Below are 22,899 nucleotides of genomic sequence, written 5' to 3'. Positions count from 1 at the left end.
CCAATGACCGGCGCGCCTTCACTGCCGCGCGGATCCGTTCGTCGGGGGGGCAAAGAGGAGCTTCGGGCCTCGATCCTCAAGACCTACCTGCTTCGTATCCGCGCCGAAAAAGGAGAGCGGGCCGCTCGTGCCCTTCTCAACAGTGCGGGAATCGATCCAGCCATCGTCGACAATGAGACCGGCTGGCTCAGCGTAGGCGCAGCCCGCCGCGCGCTCCGCGCCCTCGCCCAACAACTCGGTCCGTCGGCGCTTCGCCACCGCGGTGAGTACGTCACGCACCCCGAAGCGTTGGGCACCTTGGTCCGGATGCTGCGCATCGCGGAGCAGCCCATCGATGCGTACCGGTACCTGGCCGCCAACGCGCGCGAGGTGACCCGCATCGGCACGTGGGAGCTCGAAGAGCTCGGCCCCAAGGTCAAAAAGAGCGATCGCTCCGTGGTCGACGCCGTGCGGATGACGTATCGCCTTCGCGACGACGCGGTGGAGGATCCGGATCGCCACGATGCGCGCGAAGAGGAGCTGCTCTGCGCGGCACGCGAGGGAGAGCTCGGCGGCATCCCGCGCATCTGGGGCCTGCAAGACGCGGAGATCACGCACAACACGTGCATCGCCAAGGGCGCTGACGCCTGCGTGTACACGGTTCGCTGGCACAGCACCGTGCCCCGCACGGGCGCCCCTCTGGGTGGCACCTTGGCGGCCATCGGTTGCGGCGGCGCCGTCGCTGCGACGGGTGGATGGGTCGCGGGCAGCATCTCCGCCGTCCTCGGCGCGCTCCTCGGCGGGGGCGCCGGCTACCTCTGGGATCGCATCCGCGAGGACCGCAGCGCGCGCGCCTTCGAGAAGAACCGCATCGCGGCGCTCGAGCGCGGCCTCGAGCTGCGCGGCGAGCTGGGCTCGACCCCCGGGGAGCTCACGGGCACGGTGCTCGGCGGCAAATACCGCATCGGTCGCAAGATTGGCTCCGGCGGCATCGGCGTCGTGTACGCGGCCGAGCACGTGTCGCTCGGGCACGAGGTGGCCATCAAGGTCCTGCGCGGCGCGGCCGCACGCGACGGCGGCGAGATCGCGCGCCTCCGCCGGGAAGCGTACATCCAAGTGCACGTGGAGCACCCCAACGTGGTGCGCGTGCTCGATCTGGATCAAATGCCGGACGGCTCCATCTATGTCGTCATGGAGCGGCTCGTGGGGCGCTCCTTGGCCGACAAGCTGGGTCGCGAGGGCGCGCTGGCGCCTGGTTTCGCGCTGCCCGTCTTCATCGGCGTGTGCCGCGCGCTGGGGGCCGCGCACCAAAAGGGCGTGGTGCACCGCGACTTGAAGCCGGGCAATATCTTCCTGCTGGAGGACGGAAGCTCCAAGGTGCTCGACTTCGGCATGAGCAAGCTGACGACGGCCGAGTCGCTCACGCAAGCCGGCTACACCTTGGGAACCCCCGAGTACATGGCGCCCGAGCAGTGCATCGGCGCCGCCGTGGAAGCGCGCACCGACATCTACGCGCTCGGCTGCCTCATGTACGAAGCGCTCACGAGCGAGCTCCCCATCGTGGCCCAGAGCCGCCGCGAGCTGCTCGACCTGCACCAACGGCAGGTGCCCACCCCCATGCGCCAGCGCCGCCCCGATCTTCCCATTCCGGAAGCGCTCGACGAGGCGGTGATGAAGTGCCTGAAGAAAAAAGTCGCCGACCGCCCCCACAGCGCCAACGAGCTCGCCGACATGCTCGAGGCGATCCCGCGCGACGGTCTGCCCACGAGCTACCCGCTCGGCGTCGCCCGCCGCGCGCCGCCGACCACGCGTCCGCCGCCCGGCCGCGGCGAGGGCGCCGTGAACGGCGCCGCGCCGAAGGATGCGGACAAGGTCGAGAAGAAAGACGGCGAGAAGGCGGTCGCGGTGGCCGAGGTGAAGACGACCACGTCGAACTGAGGGTCGTCGAACGGGGTTGTCGCGCGAACGGACGTCGAGCTGACGGGTGTGCGGTTGCGCGCTATCCTTGCGATATGGCCAACGCTGTAAAAAGAGGGCTTTGCACTTGGGAGGACTTGGCCGCCATTCCCCAGGAACAGCGCTATCACGAGATCATCGACGGAGAGATCGTCCGCAAAGCGCAAGCTTCCTACGAGCACAGCGATGCACAGGGTGCATTGATGGGTACGCTCAGGCCACCGTTCGTGCGTCGTTCCGACGGGCGATGGCCGGGGGGATGGTGGATCGCCACGGAGGTCGACGTCGAGCTCGAGCTACACCAAGTGTATCGGCCCGACGTTGCGGGTTGGCGGCGCGAGCGAGTGCCCGAGCGTCCCACCGGCGTCCCGATTCGAATCCGACCCGACTGGGTCTGCGAGGTCCTATCGCCGAACAACACCCGCAACGACACCGTACGGAAGATGCGCGGCTATTATCGCGCCGCCATCCCGCACTATTGGCTGGTCGATCCCATGGCCGAGACGTTGACCGTGTACCGCTGGAACGCCGAGGCGTACATGCTCGTGCTGACCGCGGAACGGGGCGAGCGCGTGCGCGCGGAGCCGTTCGACGCCATCGAGCTCGACGTCGGTCTGCTGTTCGGCGACGACCCGAAGGACTGACGGCTAAAACGACGCGGCGTCGGTCTCGCTTGGGCGGCCGACGAACGCGCGGTTCAAAGCAGCTTGTCGGGCGTGATCGGCAAATCGCGGATGCGGCGCCCGGTGGCGTGGTACACGGCGTTGGCGATGGCCGCGCCCACGCCGGTGATCCCAATTTCGCCCACGCCTTTGGCGCCGACCTCGTTCACGTAGGGATCGACCTCGTCGACGGTCACGATCTCGATGCGCGGCACGTCCGCGTGAACCGGCACGTGGTAGTCGGCGAGATCCCGGGTGGCGATGCGCCCGCTCCGCTCGTCGCGCCAGGTGTGCTCGTGCAGGGCGAGCCCGATGCCCCAGATGATACCGCCCTGGAGCTGGCTCGCCGCGGTCTTGGCGTTCAGGATCGTCCCCGCCGCAAAAGCCCCCACGAAGCGGCTCACGCGAACCACGCCGAGCTCCTCGTCCACCTTGACCTCGGCGAACTGCGCGCCGAAGGAGTGCGTCGCATAGCGTTTGCGGTCCGCCTTCTCCCGATTGTCGACCTTGGCCACGATCTCGCGGCCCCCGCTGCGCGCCACGATCGCCGCGAACGGATCCCGCCGCGCGTGATCCGCCTTGGCGAAGAGAGCGCCGTCCGCCGCGTCGATGGCGTCGAGCGCGAGCCCATGGATTGTCGCGCGAACGGACGTGGAGCTGACGGGCGTGCGGTTGCGCGCTATCCTTGCGATATGGCCAACGCTGTAAAAAGAGGGCTTTGCACTTGGGAGGACTTGGCCGCCATTCCCCAGGACCAGCGCTATCACGAGATCATCGACGGAGAGATCGTCCGCAAAGCGCAAGCTTCCTACGAGCACGGCGATGCGCAGTCGTGGTTGGTCGCGACACTCAAACCACCGTTCGCGCGTCGTCCCGGCGGGCCAGGGCCGGGAGGATGGTGGATCGCCACGGAGGTCGACGTCGAGCTCGAGCTACACCAAGTGTATCGGCCCGACGTCGTGGGTTGGCGGCGCGAGCGAGTGCCCGAGCGTCCCACCGGCGTCCCGATTCGAATCCGACCCGACTGGGTCTGCGAGGTCCTATCGCCGAACAACACCCGCAACGACACCGTACGGAAGATGCGCGGCTATTATCGCGCCGCCATCCCGCACTATTGGCTGGTCGATCCCATGGCCGAGACGTTGACCGTGTACCGCTGGAACGCCGAGGCGTACATGCTCGTGCTGACCGCGGAACGGGGCGAGCGCGTGCGCGCGGAGCCGTTCGACGCCATCGAGCTCGACGTCGGTCTGCTGTTCGGCGACGACCCGAAGGACTGACGGCTAAAACGACGCGGCGCCGGTCTCGCTTGGGCGGCCGACGAACGCGCGGTTCAAAGCAGCTTGTCGGGCGTGATCGGCAAATCGCGGATGCGGCGCCCGGTGGCGTGGTACACGGCGTTGGCGATGGCCGCGCCCACGCCGGTGATCCCAATTTCGCCCACGCCTTTGGCGCCGACCTCGTTCACGTAGGGATCGACCTCGTCGACGGTCACGATCTCGATGCGCGGCACGTCCGCGTGAACCGGCACGTGGTAGTCGGCGAGATCCCGGGTGGCGATGCGCCCGCTCCGCTCGTCGCGCCAGGTGTGCTCGTGCAGGGCGAGCCCGATGCCCCAGATGATACCGCCCTGGAGCTGGCTCGCCGCGGTCTTGGCGTTCAGGATCGTCCCCGCCGCAAAAGCCCCCACGAAGCGGCTCACGCGAACCACGCCGAGCTCCTCGTCCACCTTGACCTCGGCGAACTGCGCGCCGAAGGAGTGCGTCGCATAGCGTTTGCGGTCCGCCTTCTCCCGATTGTCGACCTTGGCCACGATCTCGCGGCCCCCGCTGCGCGCCACGATCGCCGCGAACGGATCCCGCCGCGCGCGATCCGCCTTGGCGAAGAGAGCGCCGTCCGCCGCGTCGATGGCGTCGAGCGCGAGCCCATGGAGCGGCGAGCGCGGATCGGCCGCCGCCGCCTCCGCGAGCTTCTTCCGAACCGCGAGCCCCGCCATTTTGACCGCCGAGCCCACGCTGGCCGCCGTCGACGACCCGCCCGAGTTGGGCGTCTCCGGGAGCGCCGTATCGCCCAGCTCGAAGCGCACCTGGTCCAGCGGCAAGGTCAGCGCGTCCGCCGCGATCTGCGTCATGATCGTGTACGTCCCGGTGCCGATGTCTTGCGAGCCGGCCTGCACGAGCGCGCTCCCATCGGCGCGCACCCGCGCGATCGCCGAGGCCGCGCGCTGGTGCGCAGGGTAGGTGGCGGTCGCCATTCCCCAGCCGACCAGCCAGCGCCCATCCCGCATCGAGCGCGGCGCGGCCGTCCTGCGCGACCAGCCGAACTGCTCCGCCCCGCGACGGTAGCAGTCGCGAAGGGATTTGCTCGACCAAGGCTTCTTCTCGTCCGGATCCTCGTCCGCGTAGTTGCGCAGCCGCAGCTCGATGGGATCCAAGCCGAGCGCATACGCGAGCTCGTCCATCGCCGACTCCAGCGCAAAGGTGCCAGGCGCCTCACCCGGCGCGCGCGTAAATGTCGGCGTGGGGATATCGAGCCGCACCAGCCGGTGCGAGGTGCTCACGTTGGGGCACGCGTAGAGCTTTCGCGTCTGGAGCGCGGCCGGCTCCACGAACTCGTCGACCCGCGATGTGGCCGAGATCACGTCGTGGGCGATGACGGTCAGCTTTCCGTTCGCATCGGCGCCGAGCGCCACCTTTTGCACCGTGTGCGATCGATGCCCGACCAGGGAGAACATCTGCTGCCGGCTCAAGACCAGCTTCACACCGCGCCCCGTCAGCTTGGCGGCCATGGCCGCCATGGCGATGTACGACCAAGGCGATCCCTTGCACCCAAAGCCGCCGCCCACGTAATGCGAAATGACCCGTACGTTCTCCTTTGGGATGCCGAAGAGAAGCGCAAACCGATCGCGCACCGCGAAGATGCCTTGGGTCGTCACATAGAGGGTGGCCCGGTCGCCCGCGTGCCAGATGGCGATGGCGGCGTGCGGCTCCATGGGGTTGTGGTGCTCGGTCGGCGTCGTATACGTTTGCTCGACCCGAACCTTGGCCGCCGCGAGCCCCGCCTCCCGATCGCCGCGGTTCGAGTCCAGCTCGAAGCGCGAGGTGGCCGGCTTGTACGCGCGCGGCAACTCCGCCGTCATGTCCACGGTGGACGCGCTGCCCGCGTAGCGTACGACCACCAGGCGCGCCGCGTGGCGCGCGCGCTCCAGCGTATCGGCGACCACCACCGCGATGGGTTGATCGTTGAAGCGAACCGCATCGTCCTGAAAGAGCTGGTGCGCCCGATCGTTGGGGCTCGTCTTTTTGTCGATGCCGGGGAGCTTGGGCGCATTGAGGTGCGACATCACGGAGAGCACCCCGGGTGCGCGCTCGGCCTCCCGCGCGTCGAACGTGGTGATGCGGCCGCGCGCGATGGTGCTGGTCACCACCACGGCGTGCGCCACGTTGGCCACGCCCGTCTCCGCGGGGAAGACCGCCTTGCCGGTGACCTTCAGCCGCGCATCGATGCGGTCGATGCCTTTGCCCACGTTCGATGCGCTCACGCCATACCTCCCGCCCTCTCCAGCGCGCGCACGATCACCCGCTGCGCGAGCGCGACCTTGAACGCGTTGCCCGGCCGGGTGCGCGCTCCTTCCACGGCGGCCGCGGCCGCCCGCTCGAACGCCGAACGCTGCGGAGCTTGCCCGATCAGCCGTTGCTCGGCCTCCCGGCTGCGCCATGGCTTGGTGGCCACACCGCCGAGGGCGATGCGCGCATCCCGAACCACGCCGCCCTCGAGGTGCAGCGCCACCGCCGCCGAGGCCAGCGCAAAGGCGTACGACGCCCGATCGCGCACCTTCACGTAAGCCGATCGCGCCGCCAAGCGCGTGGCGGGAAGGGTGATGCCGCTCACCAGCTCCCCGCGCGCCAGCACCGTCTCGACCTCCGGATGCGCGCCCGGGACGACATGAAAATCGCCGATGGGCACCGAGCGCTCGCCCTCGGATCCGCGCACGTGCACCACCGCATCGAGCGCCACCAACGCCACGCACATGTCCGAGGGGTGCACCGCGATGCAGTGCTCGCTCCCGCCCAGCACCGCGTGCATGCGCACATACCCGTCCAGGGCCGCGCAGCCCGAGCCCGGCTTGCGCTTGTTGCACGCCGGTACCCCCACGTCGCGAAAGTATGTGCAGCGCGTTCGCTGAAGCAGATTTCCGCCCACGGAGGCCATGTTGCGCAGCTGGGGCGACGCGCCGGACAGCAGCGCCTCCGACAAAACCGGAAAGCGCGCCCGCACCTGGGGGTGCCACGCCACGTCGCTATTTTTGACCAGCGCCCCCACGAAGAGCGCCCCGTTCGGCCGCGCCTCGATGGCCGCCCACGGGAGCGCGTTCAGATCGATCAAGCGCGACGGTTCGTGCACGCCCAGCCGCACCAGGTCGACCACCCCCGTCCCGCCGGCGATGCACTCGGCGCCGGGCGAGGCCGCCGCCTTTCGCGCCGACGCTTCGTCCGTGGGACGCACATAGCCAAATGGGTTCATGATGCGCTCCGGGGCGATCGGGCGAGCTGAATCGCCGAAATGATGTTCGAGTGAGCACCGCAACGGCAGATGTTGCCGCTCATCTCCTCGCGCACCTCGTCGTCCGTGCGCGCGTGCCCTTCGTGGAGAAGAGCCACCGCGCTCATGATTTGACCGGGGGTGCAATAGCCGCACTGGAGCGCGTCGCAGGCGATGAAGGCCGACTGCATCGGGTGGAGCTCGTCCCCTTTGGCGAGCCCCTCGATGGTGGTGATCGGGCGGCCCTCCACCATGATCGCCAGGGTGAGGCACGCGTGCACGCGCCGCCCGTCGACGAGCACCGTGCACGCGCCGCACTGACCGTGGTCGCACCCCTTCTTCGTGCCCGTGAGCCCGCACCGCTCGCGAAGGGCATCGAGCAGCGATACGCGCGGCTCGATGCGCACCCGCCGCGCTTCGCCGTTGACATGCAACACCACGTCGCGCTCGAGCGCCCCGTCCGCCGAAGAACCCGTCGCCAGGCTCCCGCTCGAAACACCGCCGTAGCGCGCCGCTTCCTTTCCGCCACACGCCTCCAGCAGCGCCAGCGCAAAGCCCGCGAGCAAGCTCGAAAGGACCAACTCGCGCCGGGACACGCCGCGCGCTTCGGTCGCCATGGTGCGTCCTGCCACCGAAAGAGCCGACACGAGCATCCCCAAGGTCGGCTCCATGGGCCGCGCGGCCCGCGTGGTCGGCGCAGCGGGCGTGCTCGCCGCGCTCGGCGCGTCGGGCGCATCGTGCGTGCCGGGTGGCCAACGATGAACAAAACGGAGCTTGGAGCGCCCATCGACGATGAAGAACGCGGGGTAAGCGCGTTCGACGCCATAGCTCGCCCGAAGCGCATCCAGGTATTCGCGGTCCAGCTCCTGGGACCCTACGCAGAGCTCCCAATCGTCATCGGGGCGAAAGCACCAAATGCCGTCGCTCGAGACCATGACGAGCACCGCCCCTAGGCCGCGCAGCTCGGCACGGAGCGCCTGGATCGTGGAATCCGGCGCGTCCCGCCAACCGCAGCCGTCGAAGAAGGTCAGCAGCATCGCTTGGCCCGCGAAGGCTTTCGGCATGACCTTTCGCCCGCGCCGATCGCGCACGTCGAAAGGTGGCACGCGCTGCCCCACATCGAGCCGCGCCTCGACCGTCATGTCTCAACCGTCATGGAGTCCATGGTAACGAACACCATGCGCCCGAAGGGGCCGCGACGTCGAATTCAAAATATCAACGGCGAGCCATCGAATTTTTCGATGATCGCGCCGCCACCCGCGCGGCCCGTGCGATCCCTCGCGCCGCTCGGGCCACCCCCCGCGAAGTCCGCCGCTTTGCGCGGATCACCGCGAGGCTCTTCGTAAGCTGACGCGTGAGCCGCTTGTCCGCCCCGCGCGCGGCCCGTTGAACGAGCGCCACCACGGCCCTCTCCTCCGCCCTGTCGATCGGGCTTGCTTTGCCTCCCCGCGGACCCGTTCTTGCGCTCGCTTTCGCGCGCAGCATGTCGCCGAGCCAGCCATCGGTAAAGGCCTCGAACACCGCAGGATGCACGTAGCACTTCCGACACACCGAGGGTGTATTGCCCAGGTGTTTTGCTACCTCTTTGATGACCTCGGACATGGCCTTTTTGGTGGGCTTCACATCGGCATCGGCCATGAGCGCGGCCAGCGCGCGCGCCGCCAGAACGGTGCCGGCCCAGGTACGGAAGTCCTTCGCCGTGAACTCGCTGCCGGCCATGGATCGAATGTATTCGTTCACATCCGACGATTCGATGCTGCACGAGCCGCCGGTTTCGTCGAGGTATTGGAAGAGCTCCTGACCGGGTAGATCGCCGCATTGCGCTACGATGCGCGCGAGCTGCCGGTCCTCCACATCGATGACGTGCTTTTTGCCGCTCTTGCCGCGAAAATGGAAATGAAGGCGGGGGCCGTCGACGTCCACGTGCCGGCCGCGCAAGGTCGTCAGACCAAACGAGCCGTTCTTGCGCGCATATTCTTCGCTGCCGATGCGGATGCGCGTGAGCTCCAGAAGACGGACCACCGTGGCGAGGACCTTCTCGCGCGGTAGCCCGCGCTGGCGGAGGTGGCGCTCCGTGGCGCGCCGAATTTTGGGCAGCGCGCGCGCGAACGCCACGAGCTTGTCGTATTTGCTTTCATCGCGCACCTCGCGCCAGCGCGGGTGATAAATATACTGCTTTCGCCCTTTGGCGTCGCGCCCGGTGGCTTGAATGTGGCCATTCGCATCGGGCGCGATCCATACGCCGGTCCACGCGGGCGGTATCACCAGCGCGCGAATGCGTTTCAGGGTGGCGGGGTCGCGGACCTGCGCTCCGTTCGTCGCCACGTACCGAAAGCCGCCGCCGCACCGCACGCGGCGAATTCCGGGGGAAGCATCGCTGACGTAGCGCAAGCCCGCCGACTTCGCCACCGCCACCGATTCGATGGCGGAGGACGCGGCCAGACCAACGACGGAATCGTGCATTTGGGGCTTTCTCGACCTTCCTGTGTTTAGCTATTTCCCTTTCGCCTTGCTCGTCTTGCCCGCCTTGCGCTTGGCGACGCGCGGGCTCGCGGAGGCCACCTTGCGCTTCGTCGCCGGGCGCTTCTCCGCGGACTCCACGTCGCGTCCGCGGGGCGCCGTGCTTCGCGTGCTCGGCCCGGTGCTTCGCGTACGGGGCGCGGCGCTTTGCGTGCGAGACGCCGTGCTTCGCGTGCTGGACCCGGAGCTCCGCGCGCTGGGCCCCGTGCTTCGCGTACTCGAGCCCGTACTTCGAGCCCGCGATGGGGTGGCGGAGCGCGCGCTCGATCCGGCACCGCGCGCGCGCGCCGTCCCGCCCCGCCCGGCGCGGGTGCTCGAGCGTGTAGACCCGCGCGAACCGGTGCTCTCGCTGCCGTCTCGGGCGACGAATTTGGCGAACCGACTCGGCTTGCCCGCGGTCGTGCGCTCCTGAAAGAGAAACGCCAGACCCTTCTCTTCGAAGGCGTCGAAGAACTGGTCCCACGAGACCTCCTCGAGCCTGCCCTCGCCGCTGTAACCCGGAAAGTCGATGCGAAGGACGCCCAGATCTCCCCGGGCTCGTCCCGTTTGTTTGACGTGCGCCGGGTGGCCGCCGCGCGACTCGGCCCACTTGCGAATACGATTGTGATCGGTCGTTCGAATCGCTTGTGTCATGGTTTCTCCTTTGGCTGATGCGCGATGCCTTGCACCTGCCTCACCTGCTGCAGGGACGTGTGCATCGCCCGCGCCAAAGGCGTAATCGGCGATCGCGCCGTCCCATTCCCGCTCCGTGATCGAGGCGGGACACATTTGCATTCGCCTTCGAAGAGCGCCTTCGCCGCGATGCAAAGTGCCACAGCTCGCAGACTCGGCGTCATCGCGCGGAAGTTGGCTTTGTACATCTTTGTACATCGTTTCGGTGCCAAATCGGATTTCTCGACGGAGTTGGCATGCGCATCGCTCTAGGGCTTCCGCCATGGCACACGTACTCGTTACGGGGGGCGCTGGGTTCATTGGATCGCACGTCGCGGACCACCTGCTCGCACGCGGGCACCGCGTTCGTGCTCTCGACAACCTCAATCCGCAAGTGCACGGTGCGGATCGACGCCGGCCGAAATATCTGCACCCCGACGTCGAGCTCGTGGTCGGCGACGTCCGCGATCGCCGCGCGGTGGGCACGGCGCTCGACGGGATCGACGCCGTCGTTCACCTCGCTGCCCTCGTCGGCGTGGGCCAGAGCATGTACCAAATCGAGGAGTACACGTCGGTCAACACGCTCGGCACGGCGGTGTTGCTCGAAGCGCTTTCGTCCAAACGCGTCGAACGGCTGGTGGTCGCCTCGAGCATGAGCGTCTATGGCGAGGGGCTCTACCGCGACCCGGAAGGTCGAATCACCGAGGCCGCCGCGCGCAACCGCGCGGACCTCAAGGAAGGCCGGTGGGAGCCCCGTGCGCTCGATGGCGCTCCGCTCTCGGCGCTGCCGACGCCCGAGCTCAAGTCGCCCAACCTCGAGTCGGTGTATGCATTGTCGAAATACGATCAGGAGCGCCTCTCGCTCATCGTCGGGCGCGCCTATGGCATCCCCACCGTGGCGCTGCGCTTCTTCAACGCGTACGGGCCGCGCCAGGCGCTCTCGAACCCGTACACCGGCGTGCTCGCTATTTTTGCCTCGCGGCTCCTGAATGGAAACCGCCCGCTGGTGTTCGAGGACGGACTGCAGCAGCGCGATTTCGTCAGCGTCCACGACGTCGCGCGCGCCTGCCTCCTCGCCATGGAGTCGAAGAGCGCCCCGGGGCAGGTCTACAACGTGGGCAGCGGCCGCTCGGTCACCGTCCTGGAGGTCGCCCGCATGATCGCCAAGGCCGTGGGGCGCCCCGAGCTCTTGCCGGAGCTCACGGGCCGCTACCGCGCGGGCGATATTCGGCATTGCTTCGCCGATATCTCGCTCGCCCAGCGCGAGCTCGGCTACCAGCCCACCGTCACCCTGGAACGAGGAATCGAGGAGCTCTCGCAGTGGCTCCGCGGACAGGTCGCGCGCGATCGGGTCGCGGACGCCAGGGCGGAGCTCGAAACACGAGGGCTCACACTATGAACGCGACACCCATGCAAGGTGCGACCGCCGTCATCACGGGTGGCGCCGGCTTCATCGGAAGTAACCTCGCCCACCGTCTCCTGTCGATGAACTGCCATGTCATCGTGCTCGACAACCTGTCGCGCGCCTCGGTCTCGAGCAACCTCGAGTGGCTCCGCGAGCAGCACCCCCACGGGCTCGAGGTGGTGGTGGCCGACGTTCGCGACGCAACAGCTGTACGCCGGTGCGTAGCGCGTGCATCCCATGTCTTCCACTTCGCGGCGCAGGTGGCCGTCACCTCCAGCTTGAGCGACCCGGAATACGACTTCGACGTGAACGCGCGCGGCACCCTGAACGTGCTGGAGGCCGTGCGCGCCACGGAGAAGCATCCACATGTATTCTACACATCCACCAACAAAGTGTACGGCGGCCTGGACGACCTCGAGCTGATCGAGACCAGCAGCCGCTACGAGCCCCGCAACGCGCGCGTCCGCGACGAGGGCATCGCCGAGGACCGGCCGCTCGACTTCCACAGCCCGTACGGCTGCTCCAAAGGGACCGCGGACCAATACGTGCTCGACTACGCGCGCAGCTACGACATACCCGCCGTGGTATTTCGAATGAGCTGCATCTACGGACCGAGGCAGTTCGGCACCGAAGACCAAGGATGGGTCGCGCATTTTCTGATCCAGGCCCTGCGCGCGGCGCCCATTACCATTTACGGAGACGGCAAACAGGTGCGCGATCTCCTGTTCGTCGACGACCTGATGGCCGCCTTCCTCGCGGCCGAGGGCCACATGGATCGCGTGCGCGGGAAGGCCTTCAACATCGGCGGCGGCGTGGACAACAGCGTGAGCCTCCTCGAGCTCTTCGCGCTCCTGGAGGCGCGCTTCGGCATGCGGCCCGCGCTCCACCGCGACCTCTGGCGCCTCGGCGATCAGCGCTATTACGTCACCAACACCGAGCGCTTCGGTTCCCTCACCGGCTGGGCACCTCGGGTAGGCGTGCGCGAGGGGGTCGAGCGCCTGCTCCTTTGGCTCGCCGATACGCGGGGCCGGCTGCTCCCGCGAAGTTGCGATTTGGGGGCAGCATGAAGGTCGCCCTCGTCAACCCGCGCTGGGCCTTCGACGGCAGCATCTACTTCGGCTGCCGCGCGCCGCACCTGCCGCTGGAGTTCGGCTATTCCAAGGCGCTGCTCGAGCAGGAGGGGCACTCTGCGCTCCTCATCGACGCCCAGCTGCACGCGCTCGAGCTCGACGACGTGCGCAGCGCGCTGCGCGACTTCGAGCCCGACATGATCGTGCTCACCACCGCGCCGAGCTACCTCTTTTGGCGCTGCGCCCCGCCCGAGCTGCGCATCCCGCGCCGAACGGCCGACGCCATCCGCGACTACGCGCCCTACCTGGTCGTCGTCGGACCGCACGCCTCCACCACCCCGCGCGCCACCTTGCGCAAGCTCGGCGCCGACGTGGCCGTCTTGGGTGAGTGCGAAGAGATCCTCGTCCAGCTCGCGTCCACCCCGCCCGAACGCTGGCGCGAGCTCTCCTCCATCGCCTACCGCGAAGACGACGGGCGCGCCGTGATCTCGGGAAAGCCGCACGCGGCCGACATGACCCGCTCGCCCGTGCTCGTATGGCCCGACGCGACGATCGCGTCCCACCTCCATCATCACCACCGCTTCGATCAGGAGCCGGACGGTCCGGGCGCCGAGGTCGAGACGTCGCGCGGGTGCCCGTACCACTGCACCTTCTGCGCGAAGGACAACTTTCGAGACCGGTTTCGCAAGCGCCCGCTCCACGTGGTGCTCGAGGAGGTCGACCGCCTCGTCGCACAGGGCGTTCGATACATCTATTTCATCGACGAGATCTTCGTCCCCGATCGCCCGCTGCTCGAGGCGCTGATCCCGCGCCGTATCGCCTTCGGGGTCCAGATGCGCATCGACAATTGGTCGAAGGAGATGCTCGCCTTGCTGGGCGCCGCGGGGTGCGTATCGATCGAGGCGGGCGTGGAGAGCATCTCGCCGCAGGGCCGCTCGCTCCTCGCCAAGCGCTGCAAGCTCTCGACCCCCGAGCTCACCGAGCTCCTGCTCTTGGCCAAGCGCCACGTCGCCTTCGTGCAGGCCAACCTGCTCGACGGAAAGTTCGACGATCCCCAGGAGCTCGCGCGCTGGCGCGACGATCTATCGCGCGGCGGCGTTTGGTCCAACGATCCGGTGCCGCTCTTCGCCTATCCCGGCTCCCCCGAGTACACCTTGCGCTGGGGCCCGCCGGACGATGTGGCCTGGGAGCGCGCGCACGCCGACTACTTGGAGCGATTTCGCGCCTTCAGCGACATTCAGGAGCAGGCGCCCGCGTCCCTCGACGAGCTCGAATCATGAAGCGCATGCGAACCATTCTCATGACGTGCGACGCGGTCGGCGGCGTGTGGACGTACGCCTTGAACCTGGCCAGGGCCTTCGAGGAGAGCGACCTCGTGCGGGTCGTTCTAGCGGTGCTCGGCCCGCTGCCCAACGCCTCGCAGCGCGCGGCCGCGCGGAGCATTCGAGGGCTCGATCTCTTCGCGCTGGAGTGCCGGCTCGAGTGGATGGACGACCCGTGGGCCGACGTCGAACGCAGCGGGGAGTGGCTGCTCGATCTGGAGAAGCGCATCCGGCCCGACGTTATCCACCTGAACATGTACGCGCACGGCTCCCTCCCATTTTGCGCCCCCGTCATGACGGTCGCGCACTCGTGCGTGGCGTCGTGGTGGAGCGCGGTGAAGAAAGAGTCGCTGCCGGCCCGCTACCGAATCTACCGCGACGAGGTGCGCGCGGCGCTCGCCTCGGTCCGCGCGGTGGTCGCGCCCACGCGCGCCATGCTCGACGCCGTGCAGACCTTCTACGGTGAAACCGCGCACGGCTTGGTGATCCACAATGGCGCGCCGCCCTGGCCCTCGCCCAAGCTGCCGAAGGCGCCGGCGGTGCTCTCGCTCGGCCGGATCTGGGACGAGGCGAAGAACATCGAGGCCCTCTCCGCCGTCGCGCATCGCATCCCCTGGCCCATTTACGTGGCCGGCTCCCCCGCGCACCCCGACGGCACGGACCGCGTACCCCACGGTGTTCGCGCGCTCGGCTGGCTCGGGCGGGAAGCGCTCGCCGGCTGCCTCGGGCGCGCGTCCATCTACGCGCACCCCGCGCGCTACGAGCCCTTCGGCCTGGCGCCGCTCGAGGCCGCGCACGCCGGCTGCGCGCTCGTCCTGGGCGACATTTCGAGCCTGCGCGAGATCTGGGGCGACGCCGCGCTCTACGTCCCGCCGGAAGATCACGACGCGCTGGCGGCCGCCATCCGCGCGCTCATCGACGATCCCGCGCTGCGCGTCCGCATGAGCGAGCGCGCCCGCTTTCGAGCGCGCCGATTCCCCTCCAGCGCACAGGCCCGAGCGTACCTCAACCTCTACGACCGACTCATGGCACCGAGGCTCGCGATCCGACGAAACGCCGCTGTGTCCCTGGACTACTGACCACCATGCAAATTGCCCTGTTCTGCCATTCGATCCTCTCCGACTGGAACCATGGAAATGCGCACTTCCTCCGCGGGGTGAGCGTCGAGCTCATGGAGCGCGGCCACGCGCTGCGCATCTTCGAGCCGCGCGACGGGTGGAGCATGACGAACCTGGTGGCCGAGCAAGGCAAGTCCGTGCTCGAGGGCGTGCGCGCCGCGTTCCCTTACCTCGCGCCCAATTTCTACGATCCCGAGACGCTCGATCTCGATCAAGCCCTCGACTGCGTCGATCTCGTCCTGGTGCACGAGTGGAGCGCGCCCGATCTGGTGCGCCGCATCGGTGAGCACCGCGCCCGCGCGCGCAGCTACCGCGTCCTCTTCCACGATACGCACCACCGCGCCATCACCCAACCCGAGGCCATGCGCGCTTACGACCTCTCGCACTACGATGGCGTGCTCGCGTTTGGCGAGGTGCTGCGCGCGCTCTACATGGAGCGCGGATGGGCCGCGCGCGCGTGGACATGGCACGAAGCGGCCGACACGCGCATCTTCCGTCCCCTCGCACCCGACGCGGCGGGCGCGACCAACGCCGGCGCGCCGGCGGGCGACGTCGTTTGGATCGGCAACTGGGGCGACGACGAGCGCACCGCCGAGCTCCACGAATTTCTCTTGGAACCCATGACCCGCCTCGGTTTGCGAGGACGGGTCCACGGGGTGCGCTACCCGCCCGAGGCCCTCTCCGCGCTGGCCGCGGCGAACCTGGCCTACGGCGGGTGGCTCCCCAATCATCGCGTGCCGCATGTCTTTGCTTCCTTTCGCTCCACCGTTCACATCCCCCGGCGTCCGTATGTCGAGGCGCTCCCGGGCATACCCACCATTCGCCCTTTCGAGGCGCTCGCGTGTGGTATCCCGCTGGTCAGCAGCCCGTGGTCGGACGTCGAGGGGCTCTTTTCGCCTGGAGAAGATTATCTCGTCGCGCGCAGCGGCGCCGAGATGCAGCAGCATCTACGTTCCTTGATGTTCGACGCCTCCCTGCGCCGCGCGCTCGCGGAGCATGGATTGCAAACGATCCGCGCGCGCCATACGTGCGCGCATCGCGTCGACGCCTTGCTCGCGATTGCCGATGAAATTGGCGTCCAACGAGGAGTCTCGTCATGAAAACAGGTCTGAACATCGGATTTTTCGGGTCCAGTTTGGTGTCCGCCTACTGGAACGGCGCGGCCACGTATTATCGCGGCATCATCAAAGCGCTGCACGCCCTCGGGCACCGGGTGACCTTCTACGAGCCCGACGCGTTCGAACGGCAAAAGCACCGCGATATCCCGGACCCTCCATGGGCCGACGTGGTGGTGTATCCCGCCGAGGATCCGGCCGCCGTATCGCGGCTGGTGGAGAACGCCGCGCGCAAAGCCGATGTCCTGGTCAAGGCCAGCGGGGTAGGGGTGCTCGACAACGTCCTCGAGGCGGCCGTCCTCGCGTACAAACGCGCGGGGCAGACCACCATCTTCTGGGACGTGGACGCCCCCGCCACCCTGGCGCGCATCCGCCAGGCCCGCAAAGACCCGCTGGGGGAGCTGATACCGCACTACGATTGGATATGGACCTACGGCGGCGGCGACGCGGTGGTGAACGCCTATCGCTCGCTGGGCGCGCGCGCGTGCGTACCGATTTACAACGCGGTCGACCCCGAAACGCACTTTCCTGTCCTGCCCGAGGCGAGGCTCACGGCCGACGTCTCCTTGCTGGCCAATCGACTGCCGGATCGGGAGGAGCGCATCGACGAGTTCTTCTTCCGCCCGGCGGCCAGCTTGCCCAATGGCACCTTTCTCCTCGGAGGCAATGGCTGGCACGACAAGCCTTTGCCCCCCAACGTGCGCACCCTCGGCCATGTGTACACGGCGGACCACAACGCGCTCTTCGCTTCATCGAACCTGGTATTGAACGTATCGCGGAACGACATGGCCACCGTGGGCTATTCCCCCGCGACGCGCGTCTTCGAAGCCGCGGGGGTGGGCGCGTGCATCATCACCGACGCATGGGACGGCATCGATTTCTTCTTCGAGCCCGGCCATGAAATCCTGGTGGCCCAGGACGGCGATCACGTCACGGAGCTCGTTCGCAGCACCTACCCCGGAAGGGCTCGGGACATCGGAGCTTCGGCGCGCCAGCGCGTGCTGCGGGATCACACATACACCATTCGCGCGCACCAAATCGAATCGCTCTTGGTGCACCAACGAGACAACGTCCTCCTGATGGGATACGCATGACATCGTACACCTTCGTTTTCCTCGGACTGTCGATCACCTCCTCCTGGGGCAATGGCCACGCGACCACCTACCGGGGCCTCTTGCGCGAGCTGGCGGCGCGCGGGCACCAGGTCGTCTTCCTCGAGCGCGATCTCCCGTTTTACGCCGACAACCGCGACCTGCCCTCGCCGAGCTTCGCCCGAACGTACCTCTATGGAAGCCTCGACGAGCTCCGCGAGAGGTACGCGGACATGGTTCGCGACGCCGATCTGGTGGTGGTCGGCTCGTACGTACCCGAGGGAATCGACGTGGGCGCGTGGGTCCAAGCCACCGCCCGCGGCTGCACGGCCTTCTACGATATCGACACCCCCGTGACCTTGCGGCAGATCGAGCGAGGACGATGCGAATACCTCTCACGCGAGCTCATCTCGAGCTACGATCTCTATTTATCGTTCACCGGCGGCCCCACCTTGGGCTTCTTGGAACGCGATTATGGCGCCCGCTGCGCGCGCCCGCTCTATTGCAGCTTCGACCCCGAGCTGTATTACCCCGAGCACCCCGAGCGTGACGCGGAGCTGCGCTGGGATTTGGGATATTTGGGGACGTACAGCGATGATCGCCACCCCACCATGGAGAACTTGCTCTTCAAATCGGCGCGGGCATGGCCCGAGGGCCGCTACATCGTGGCGGGCCCGCAATATCCGAGCACGATCGCTTGGCCCTGGAACGTCGAGCGGGTGGAGCACCTCTCGCCGCAGGAGCACCGGGCCTTTTACGGTTCGCAACGATACACGCTGAACATCACGCGCCGCGATATGATCGACGCGGGGTATTCGCCGAGCGTGCGCCTCTTCGAGGCCGCGGCGTGCGAGACCCCGGTGCTCAGCGACCGCTGGAGCGGGATCGAGACGTTCTTCAAGCCGGGTTGGGAAATCGCCTTGGTGGAGACGCCGTCTCAGATCCTTCAATATTTGCGCGATGTTAAGGAGCCGGCCCGGCTGGCCATGGCCAAGCGCGCGCGAAAGCGGGCGTTGGCGGAGCACACCGCGGCTCACCGCGCCGAGTCGCTCGAGCGCTACACGGCCGAAGTCCTCGCCCTCCGCGCCGCACGCGAGCGCAAACCGGCGGCGCGCCGTGCGCGCATTTCGTGTTGATCCATGCTGGTGTTCGCCGATGCGGAACGGCTGCGCGACCCGCGGGCTGCACTCGTTCAGCTGCGGGCGCGTTTGGGCGCGATGGTGGGCCATGGCGTCATGCAGCGCCGCGACGACGTTGCGCAGCGTCGCGACGGCGTTGCGCAGCGTCGCGACTGTGTCGTGCGTGGCGGCGACGCGCAGCTCCGCAATGGCAGTGTGCGTGGCGGCGACTGTGTCGTGCGTGGCGGTGACGCGCGGGCGTGGATTGAGCGTCATGCGGCGATCGCGGCGCTCTTCATCGACGCGGCGGAGATCGTTCAGGGGTTGCTCGACGATGATTTTCGCCGCACGGGGCGCGATCGGCCGCATGCGCTCGGAAGCGCGGCGTTGCGGCTCTCCGTGCTCTTGGCGCGTGCGCTTCGTTCGAGCTTCGTCGGAGGCGAAGGATCGAGCCTCGTCGGAGGCGAGGAGGCGCTGGACCCGGCCATGGTGGACGAGCTCCTCGCCATGCCGCTCCCGGAGTGCGTTCACGCGCGCGCCCTCGAGGGGTACGCGCATTATGCGCTCTATCCCGAGACGTACTTCATCGCGGCGGACCGCGCGCAGCGCGTGCACACAGGGCCGTGGAGCGTCATCGGCATTCGCAGCATCGGCGTCAGCCTGGCGGCATGCGTCGCGGCGGCTTTGAACACGTCGTTGACGGATGTCTTTAGCGTCCGGCCCGTAGGGCACCCGTTTGCGCGGACCCTGGAGCTCGATCCTGCGTTGGCGGAACGCATCCTCGACGGGCGCGACCGGCGCGCTTATGCCATTGTCGACGAAGGGCCCGGCTTATCGGGCAGCTCCTTTGGGAGCGTCTCCGATTGGCTCGAGGATCGCCGCGCATCCCGTATTCACTTCTTTCCCAGCCACGCCGGCGATATCGGACCGCAGGGTAGCGCGCGCCACCGGGCGCGCTGGGCGCGGTGCGCGCGCCATATGGCCGATTTCGACGCCATCTTCGGACCCCATGCTCCCCCCTCCATCCGCTTTGCGAATTGGTTTCCGGCCCTTCGCGAGCCAGCTGCGGGCACCCTCGGCGGCGCCGACCCAAGCGCCCATTGGCAAGACCTGAGCGGCGGCGCCTGGCGCGCGCATCGTTTCGACCGCGAGAGCGATTGGCCGCCCTGCATCGCCATGCGCGAACGCCGCAAATTCCTCGTGCGCCCGGGCGGTTCGGACAGTGCGAGCCATTCGGCAGACGCCGGCTCGGAAGGCAAAGCATGGCTCCTCCGATTCGCAGGGCTCGGCCACTACGGCGAAGCCGCCATGGAGCGCGCCCGCGCCTTGACCGCCGCGGGCCTCATCCCCCCCGCCACCGCCTTTCGCCATGGGTTCATCGCCAGCGAATGGCTGGCGCGCTACATCCCATTACCGGCCGCCGCCTCGCGCGGCCGACAAATCGACCGCGCCGCCCTCCTCGACGCGGTGGCCCGCCATTTGTCGTTTTTATCCCGCACCTACCCCGCGCCCGACGCCCCCGGCGCACGACCGCCGCAGCTGCTCGAAATGCTCGTATGCAACCTCCGCGAAGCCCTCGGCGACGAGCTCGCGCGCGACGCGCACGCCCGATGGGCGGCACATCTCCCCGAGCTCGACGCCCACCACACCCCCGTTCGCAGCGACAATAAAATGCACGCGTGGGAGTGGTTGATCGACCCCGCCGGCCATATCCTCAAAACCGACGCGCTCGACCACCATGCGGCCCACGACCTCATTGGCGCCCAAGATATCGGATGGGATATGGCCGCCGCCCGGGTCGAGCTCGACTTATCCGACACGGAATACGAATCCCTCATCCGCCGAATGGCGCGCGAAACCGCGCGCACCCACCCGCGCATCGCGCTCGCCTTTTACGAGCTCGCCTATGTCTCGTTCCAATGGGCCCTTCATGCCCTCGAGCGCCAATCGCTCCCCCAGGCCCACCCCGAGCACCGCCGGCTCGACGTGGCGTGCGCCCGCTACGCCGCCTATGCATACCGCCGCGTCATTCGCGCGCAGAACTCCGCATAGTCCTCGATCCGCTGCGGGGGGCTCGTATGATCGGCCCGCACCCCGCACGAATCGGGCGTAAAGCAATACGTCAAGGTCACGTCGAAGGGATCGAGCGCGCGCACCAGCCGATCCAGCCACGCCTCTGCGCCCGGCCGCAAGCTATCTGCCCAGCTCAGGCCCGTGCGCACCTTGCGCACCCCCAGCTTTCGGAACCACTGTACGGCGTCGTCCAGGCGATGATCTTCGAAATGGAACCATTGGCAAATGCCCAGGGCGGGCGTGTAATCGGTAAAGTGGCGGAGCGCCCGCTTCGGTGTGCCATCCTCGCGCAGAAGGCCCATATAGAAATGGCGGTAGTACGAGGAGCCCTCCGCCTCCCGGTGCCGGGTGGTCGCCGGCCACGCGCGCGGCAAATCGTACAGGCTGTACCAATGCACGCGCGGCGCCTTGTTCAAAATGAGCTCCGCCGTGCGCCGCAATCCAAACTCCTGGACCTCCTCGGCGCCGAAGGTCGAGACGCCCACCTCCGAGACCCAGACGGGGTGCGTCGTAACATTCGCGACCGACGCGATCTTGTCCGGCCACTCGTCGAGTTGCCAGTGGTTCCAATCGAGCGGAAACCCATGGATCGCCACCGCGTCGACGGCTTCGAGCGTGCCCCGGCGCGCCATGTTTTGAATGAACTCCGGGTCGATGGGCGAAATGCCCCCGAGCACCCGGGTGATCGACGGCGCCTCGGCGCGGATGGCTTCGCCGGCCATGCGGGTCATTTTGGCGTAGATGGCCCAATCGGGATCGAGCTGCGCGTCCCAGTGCGACATGTTGTTCGGCTCGTTCCACAGCATCACGGCTTCGACGCTCACGGGACCTCCCCTCGCTGGCAAATGAGCACTTCTTCCTCCGGATGATCGAGGATGACGAAGCCGGCGCTTCGGAGCATCGCCTTCGCGCACGCCAAATTGGGTATCCACCAGTTCGTCGGGTCGTCCGAATACCGTTGCTCCACGAAGTGCATCTTTGGGTACTCGGGCGCATCGAAGATCGCCCGCTCCGAAAAGGGGTAATCGGACTCCCACGATGCTTCTTTGCTGCTGCCGCGCATCATCGTCTGAAACACCAGCGTGTTCTTCACCACGTGCTCGTGCAAAAGATCCAGCGCCAGGAGCGGGTGCCGCAGATGATAGAGGACACCCATGAAGAGCACCCAATCGAACCGCTCGCCCAGCTTGCCCACGTCGTAGACGCTCATATTGCGAAATTCGATCTCGGCGCCGACCACCGACGCCGCAAAGCGCGCCTGCGCCAGATACCGCTCGTCGTTGTCGATGCCGAGCACGCGCCCTGCGCCCCGGCGCTTCATTTCGAGCGCGTGAAAGCCGGCGTTGCAACCGACGTCGAGCACGCTCTGGCCGCGCAGATCGGCGGGGATCGCGTGGGCGAAGCGCCGCCATTTATCGCCCGGGTAATCTCCGAGGAAGTGATGGGGCGCCGTCTTGACGCCGCGCAGATCCAGATTGTGAAACCAATCACCGAGATCCCGCACGCGCCGAGCGATCTGGGTCGGATCCAGCTCCATTGAGGCTCCCATGTACTCCTCCTAGTAGTTCGAGTGCTTCGCGGTAACCGTGCAACGTCCCCACGTCCACATAGGCTTTGCCGATGCGCGCACCGTAGGCGCGGCCGCCGCGCTCGAGGTACGCGTTCACCAAGGTCCCGAGATAGGGATCCGCTTTGTCGCGCTCGCACCACAGTTCGTAGAGCTCGTGCAACGTGGACCCTTTGAGGCGAAACGCCCCCCAGATCCAATTCGATCGGGCCCCCTGCTGCTTCACTTGGATTTCGCGGACCTCGCCCGCCTCGTTCAACGATACCGCGTCGAACAGCTCGGGGCGCTCGACGGGAAAGAGGACGAACCCAATTTCACGGTCGCCCACGCGCACCGATGTCAGGGCGTCTTCGGGAAACCAAATGGTGTCCGGGAGCCCCACGACCACGTCCTCGTCGCGTCCGAGCAAGGGAAGCGCGCGGAAGATGGCGTCGCACAAGCCGGCAGGCTCCGGCTGCACCACGTACGCGAGGCTCGCCCCTGGGACCTCGCCGCCATAATACGCGACGATATCGGACTTGTTCGCCGAGATGACCATGCAAATTTTATCGGCCCCCGCGCGGACCATGCGCCGAATGAGGTATTCGCTCACCGTGCATGGCCGTTCGATGGTGCCGTCGAGGCGGCTCCCCACCGGGAGCAGCTCCTTGGAAAAGGCGAGCGGTTGAATGCGGGTGCCCATCCCCGCGGCCGGAACGATGCCCCACATG

At 67.6% G+C, this 22,899-nt stretch carries 20 protein-coding genes; 12 read left to right on the top strand and 8 right to left on the bottom strand.

Annotation, left to right across the window (positions count from 1 at the left end; all coding sequences use genetic code 11):
- Window positions 1-3: 3 nt before the first annotated feature.
- Window positions 4-1,917 (top strand): serine/threonine protein kinase, encoded by a 1,914-nt coding sequence (locus LZC94_43195; protein WXB14619.1) that lies wholly within the window; start codon window positions 4-6, stop codon window positions 1,915-1,917.
- A gap of 74 nt (window positions 1,918-1,991) precedes the next feature.
- Window positions 1,992-2,579 (top strand): Uma2 family endonuclease, encoded by a 588-nt coding sequence (locus LZC94_43190; protein WXB14618.1) that lies wholly within the window; start codon window positions 1,992-1,994, stop codon window positions 2,577-2,579.
- Window positions 2,580-2,632: 53 nt separating this feature from the next.
- On the opposite strand, the gene LZC94_43185 is transcribed toward LZC94_43190, so the two are convergent.
- A complete protein-coding gene (locus LZC94_43185) occupies window positions 2,633-3,364 on the bottom strand; it encodes a molybdopterin-dependent oxidoreductase (GenBank protein ID WXB14617.1) in 732 nt (243 codons plus the stop codon).
- On the opposite strand from LZC94_43185, the gene LZC94_43180 reads away from it, so the two are divergent.
- Window positions 3,290-3,877, top strand: coding sequence for a Uma2 family endonuclease (locus tag LZC94_43180; protein ID WXB14616.1), 588 nt, complete (start codon window positions 3,290-3,292; stop codon window positions 3,875-3,877). The genes LZC94_43185 and LZC94_43180 overlap by 75 nt on opposite strands.
- Window positions 3,878-3,930: 53 nt before the next feature.
- On the opposite strand, the gene LZC94_43175 is transcribed toward LZC94_43180, so the two are convergent.
- The 4 genes from LZC94_43175 to LZC94_43160 form a co-directional block, all read right to left on the bottom strand.
- A complete protein-coding gene (locus tag LZC94_43175; GenBank protein ID WXB14615.1) occupies window positions 3,931-6,138 on the bottom strand; it encodes a xanthine dehydrogenase family protein molybdopterin-binding subunit in 2,208 nt (735 codons plus the stop codon).
- A complete protein-coding gene (locus LZC94_43170) occupies window positions 6,135-7,121 on the bottom strand; it encodes a xanthine dehydrogenase family protein subunit M (GenBank protein WXB14614.1) in 987 nt (328 codons plus the stop codon). Before LZC94_43170 ends, LZC94_43175 begins: the two co-directional genes overlap by 4 nt.
- A complete protein-coding gene (locus tag LZC94_43165; protein ID WXB14613.1) occupies window positions 7,118-8,281 on the bottom strand; it encodes a 2Fe-2S iron-sulfur cluster-binding protein in 1,164 nt (387 codons plus the stop codon). The genes LZC94_43170 and LZC94_43165 overlap by 4 nt, the downstream gene beginning before the upstream one ends.
- Before the next feature lie 73 nt (window positions 8,282-8,354).
- Window positions 8,355-9,602, bottom strand: a complete 1,248-nt coding sequence (locus tag LZC94_43160; GenBank protein ID WXB14612.1) for a DNA topoisomerase IB — start codon at window positions 9,600-9,602, stop codon at window positions 8,355-8,357.
- A 46-nt stretch (window positions 9,603-9,648) separates the two neighbouring features.
- Here LZC94_43160 and LZC94_43155 point away from each other — a divergent pair, with 46 nt between their 5' ends.
- The 9 genes from LZC94_43155 (at window position 9,649) to LZC94_43115 (ending at window position 20,601) form a co-directional block, all read left to right on the top strand.
- Window positions 9,649-10,071 (top strand): hypothetical protein, encoded by a 423-nt coding sequence (locus LZC94_43155; GenBank protein WXB14611.1) that lies wholly within the window; start codon window positions 9,649-9,651, stop codon window positions 10,069-10,071.
- A gap of 522 nt (window positions 10,072-10,593) precedes the next feature.
- A complete protein-coding gene (locus tag LZC94_43150) occupies window positions 10,594-11,709 on the top strand; it encodes an NAD-dependent epimerase/dehydratase family protein (GenBank protein WXB14610.1) in 1,116 nt (371 codons plus the stop codon).
- A gap of 11 nt (window positions 11,710-11,720) precedes the next feature.
- Window positions 11,721-12,782 carry an SDR family NAD(P)-dependent oxidoreductase gene (locus tag LZC94_43145; protein ID WXB14609.1) on the top strand — a complete coding sequence of 354 codons (1,062 nt, stop codon included), beginning with the start codon at window positions 11,721-11,723 and terminating at the stop codon, window positions 12,780-12,782.
- Window positions 12,779-14,065, top strand: a complete 1,287-nt coding sequence (locus LZC94_43140; protein WXB14608.1) for a TIGR04295 family B12-binding domain-containing radical SAM protein — start codon at window positions 12,779-12,781, stop codon at window positions 14,063-14,065. Before LZC94_43145 ends, LZC94_43140 begins: the two co-directional genes overlap by 4 nt.
- The gene (locus LZC94_43135) at window positions 14,062-15,186 is read left to right on the top strand and encodes a glycosyltransferase (GenBank protein ID WXB14607.1); all 1,125 of its coding nucleotides are present in this window, start codon (window positions 14,062-14,064) and stop codon (window positions 15,184-15,186) included. The genes LZC94_43140 and LZC94_43135 overlap by 4 nt, the downstream gene beginning before the upstream one ends.
- A 5-nt stretch (window positions 15,187-15,191) precedes the next feature.
- Window positions 15,192-16,325: a glycosyltransferase gene (locus LZC94_43130; GenBank protein WXB14606.1), complete on the top strand. Its 1,134-nt coding sequence runs from the start codon at window positions 15,192-15,194 to the stop codon at window positions 16,323-16,325.
- Window positions 16,322-17,434, top strand: coding sequence for a glycosyltransferase (locus tag LZC94_43125; protein WXB14605.1), 1,113 nt, complete (start codon window positions 16,322-16,324; stop codon window positions 17,432-17,434). The genes LZC94_43130 and LZC94_43125 overlap by 4 nt, the downstream gene beginning before the upstream one ends.
- Entirely contained in the window at window positions 17,431-18,567 is a 1,137-nt protein-coding gene (locus LZC94_43120; GenBank protein WXB14604.1) for a glycosyltransferase, read from the top strand. The genes LZC94_43125 and LZC94_43120 overlap by 4 nt, the downstream gene beginning before the upstream one ends.
- A 3-nt stretch (window positions 18,568-18,570) precedes the next feature.
- Window positions 18,571-20,601 carry a hypothetical protein gene (locus LZC94_43115; GenBank protein ID WXB14603.1) on the top strand — a complete coding sequence of 677 codons (2,031 nt, stop codon included), beginning with the start codon at window positions 18,571-18,573 and terminating at the stop codon, window positions 20,599-20,601.
- On the opposite strand, the gene LZC94_43110 is transcribed toward LZC94_43115, so the two are convergent.
- The 3 genes from LZC94_43110 to LZC94_43100 are packed head-to-tail and all read right to left on the bottom strand — an operon-like array spanning window position 20,559 to window position 22,898.
- Entirely contained in the window at window positions 20,559-21,428 is an 870-nt protein-coding gene (locus LZC94_43110; protein ID WXB20321.1) for a glycosyl hydrolase, read from the bottom strand. The genes LZC94_43115 and LZC94_43110 overlap by 43 nt on opposite strands.
- A gap of 14 nt (window positions 21,429-21,442) precedes the next feature.
- Entirely contained in the window at window positions 21,443-22,171 is a 729-nt protein-coding gene (locus LZC94_43105; protein WXB14602.1) for a TIGR04290 family methyltransferase, read from the bottom strand.
- Window positions 22,110-22,898, bottom strand: coding sequence for a nucleotidyltransferase family protein (locus LZC94_43100; protein WXB14601.1), 789 nt, complete (start codon window positions 22,896-22,898; stop codon window positions 22,110-22,112). Before LZC94_43100 ends, LZC94_43105 begins: the two co-directional genes overlap by 62 nt.
- Window position 22,899: the final 1 nt, after the last annotated feature.

Source organism: Sorangiineae bacterium MSr11954 (assembly GCA_037157815.1).
Classification (GTDB): Bacteria; Myxococcota_A; Polyangia; order Polyangiales; family Polyangiaceae; genus Pendulispora; species Pendulispora albinea.
This window is presented reverse-complemented; position numbering and strand designations above follow the sequence as displayed.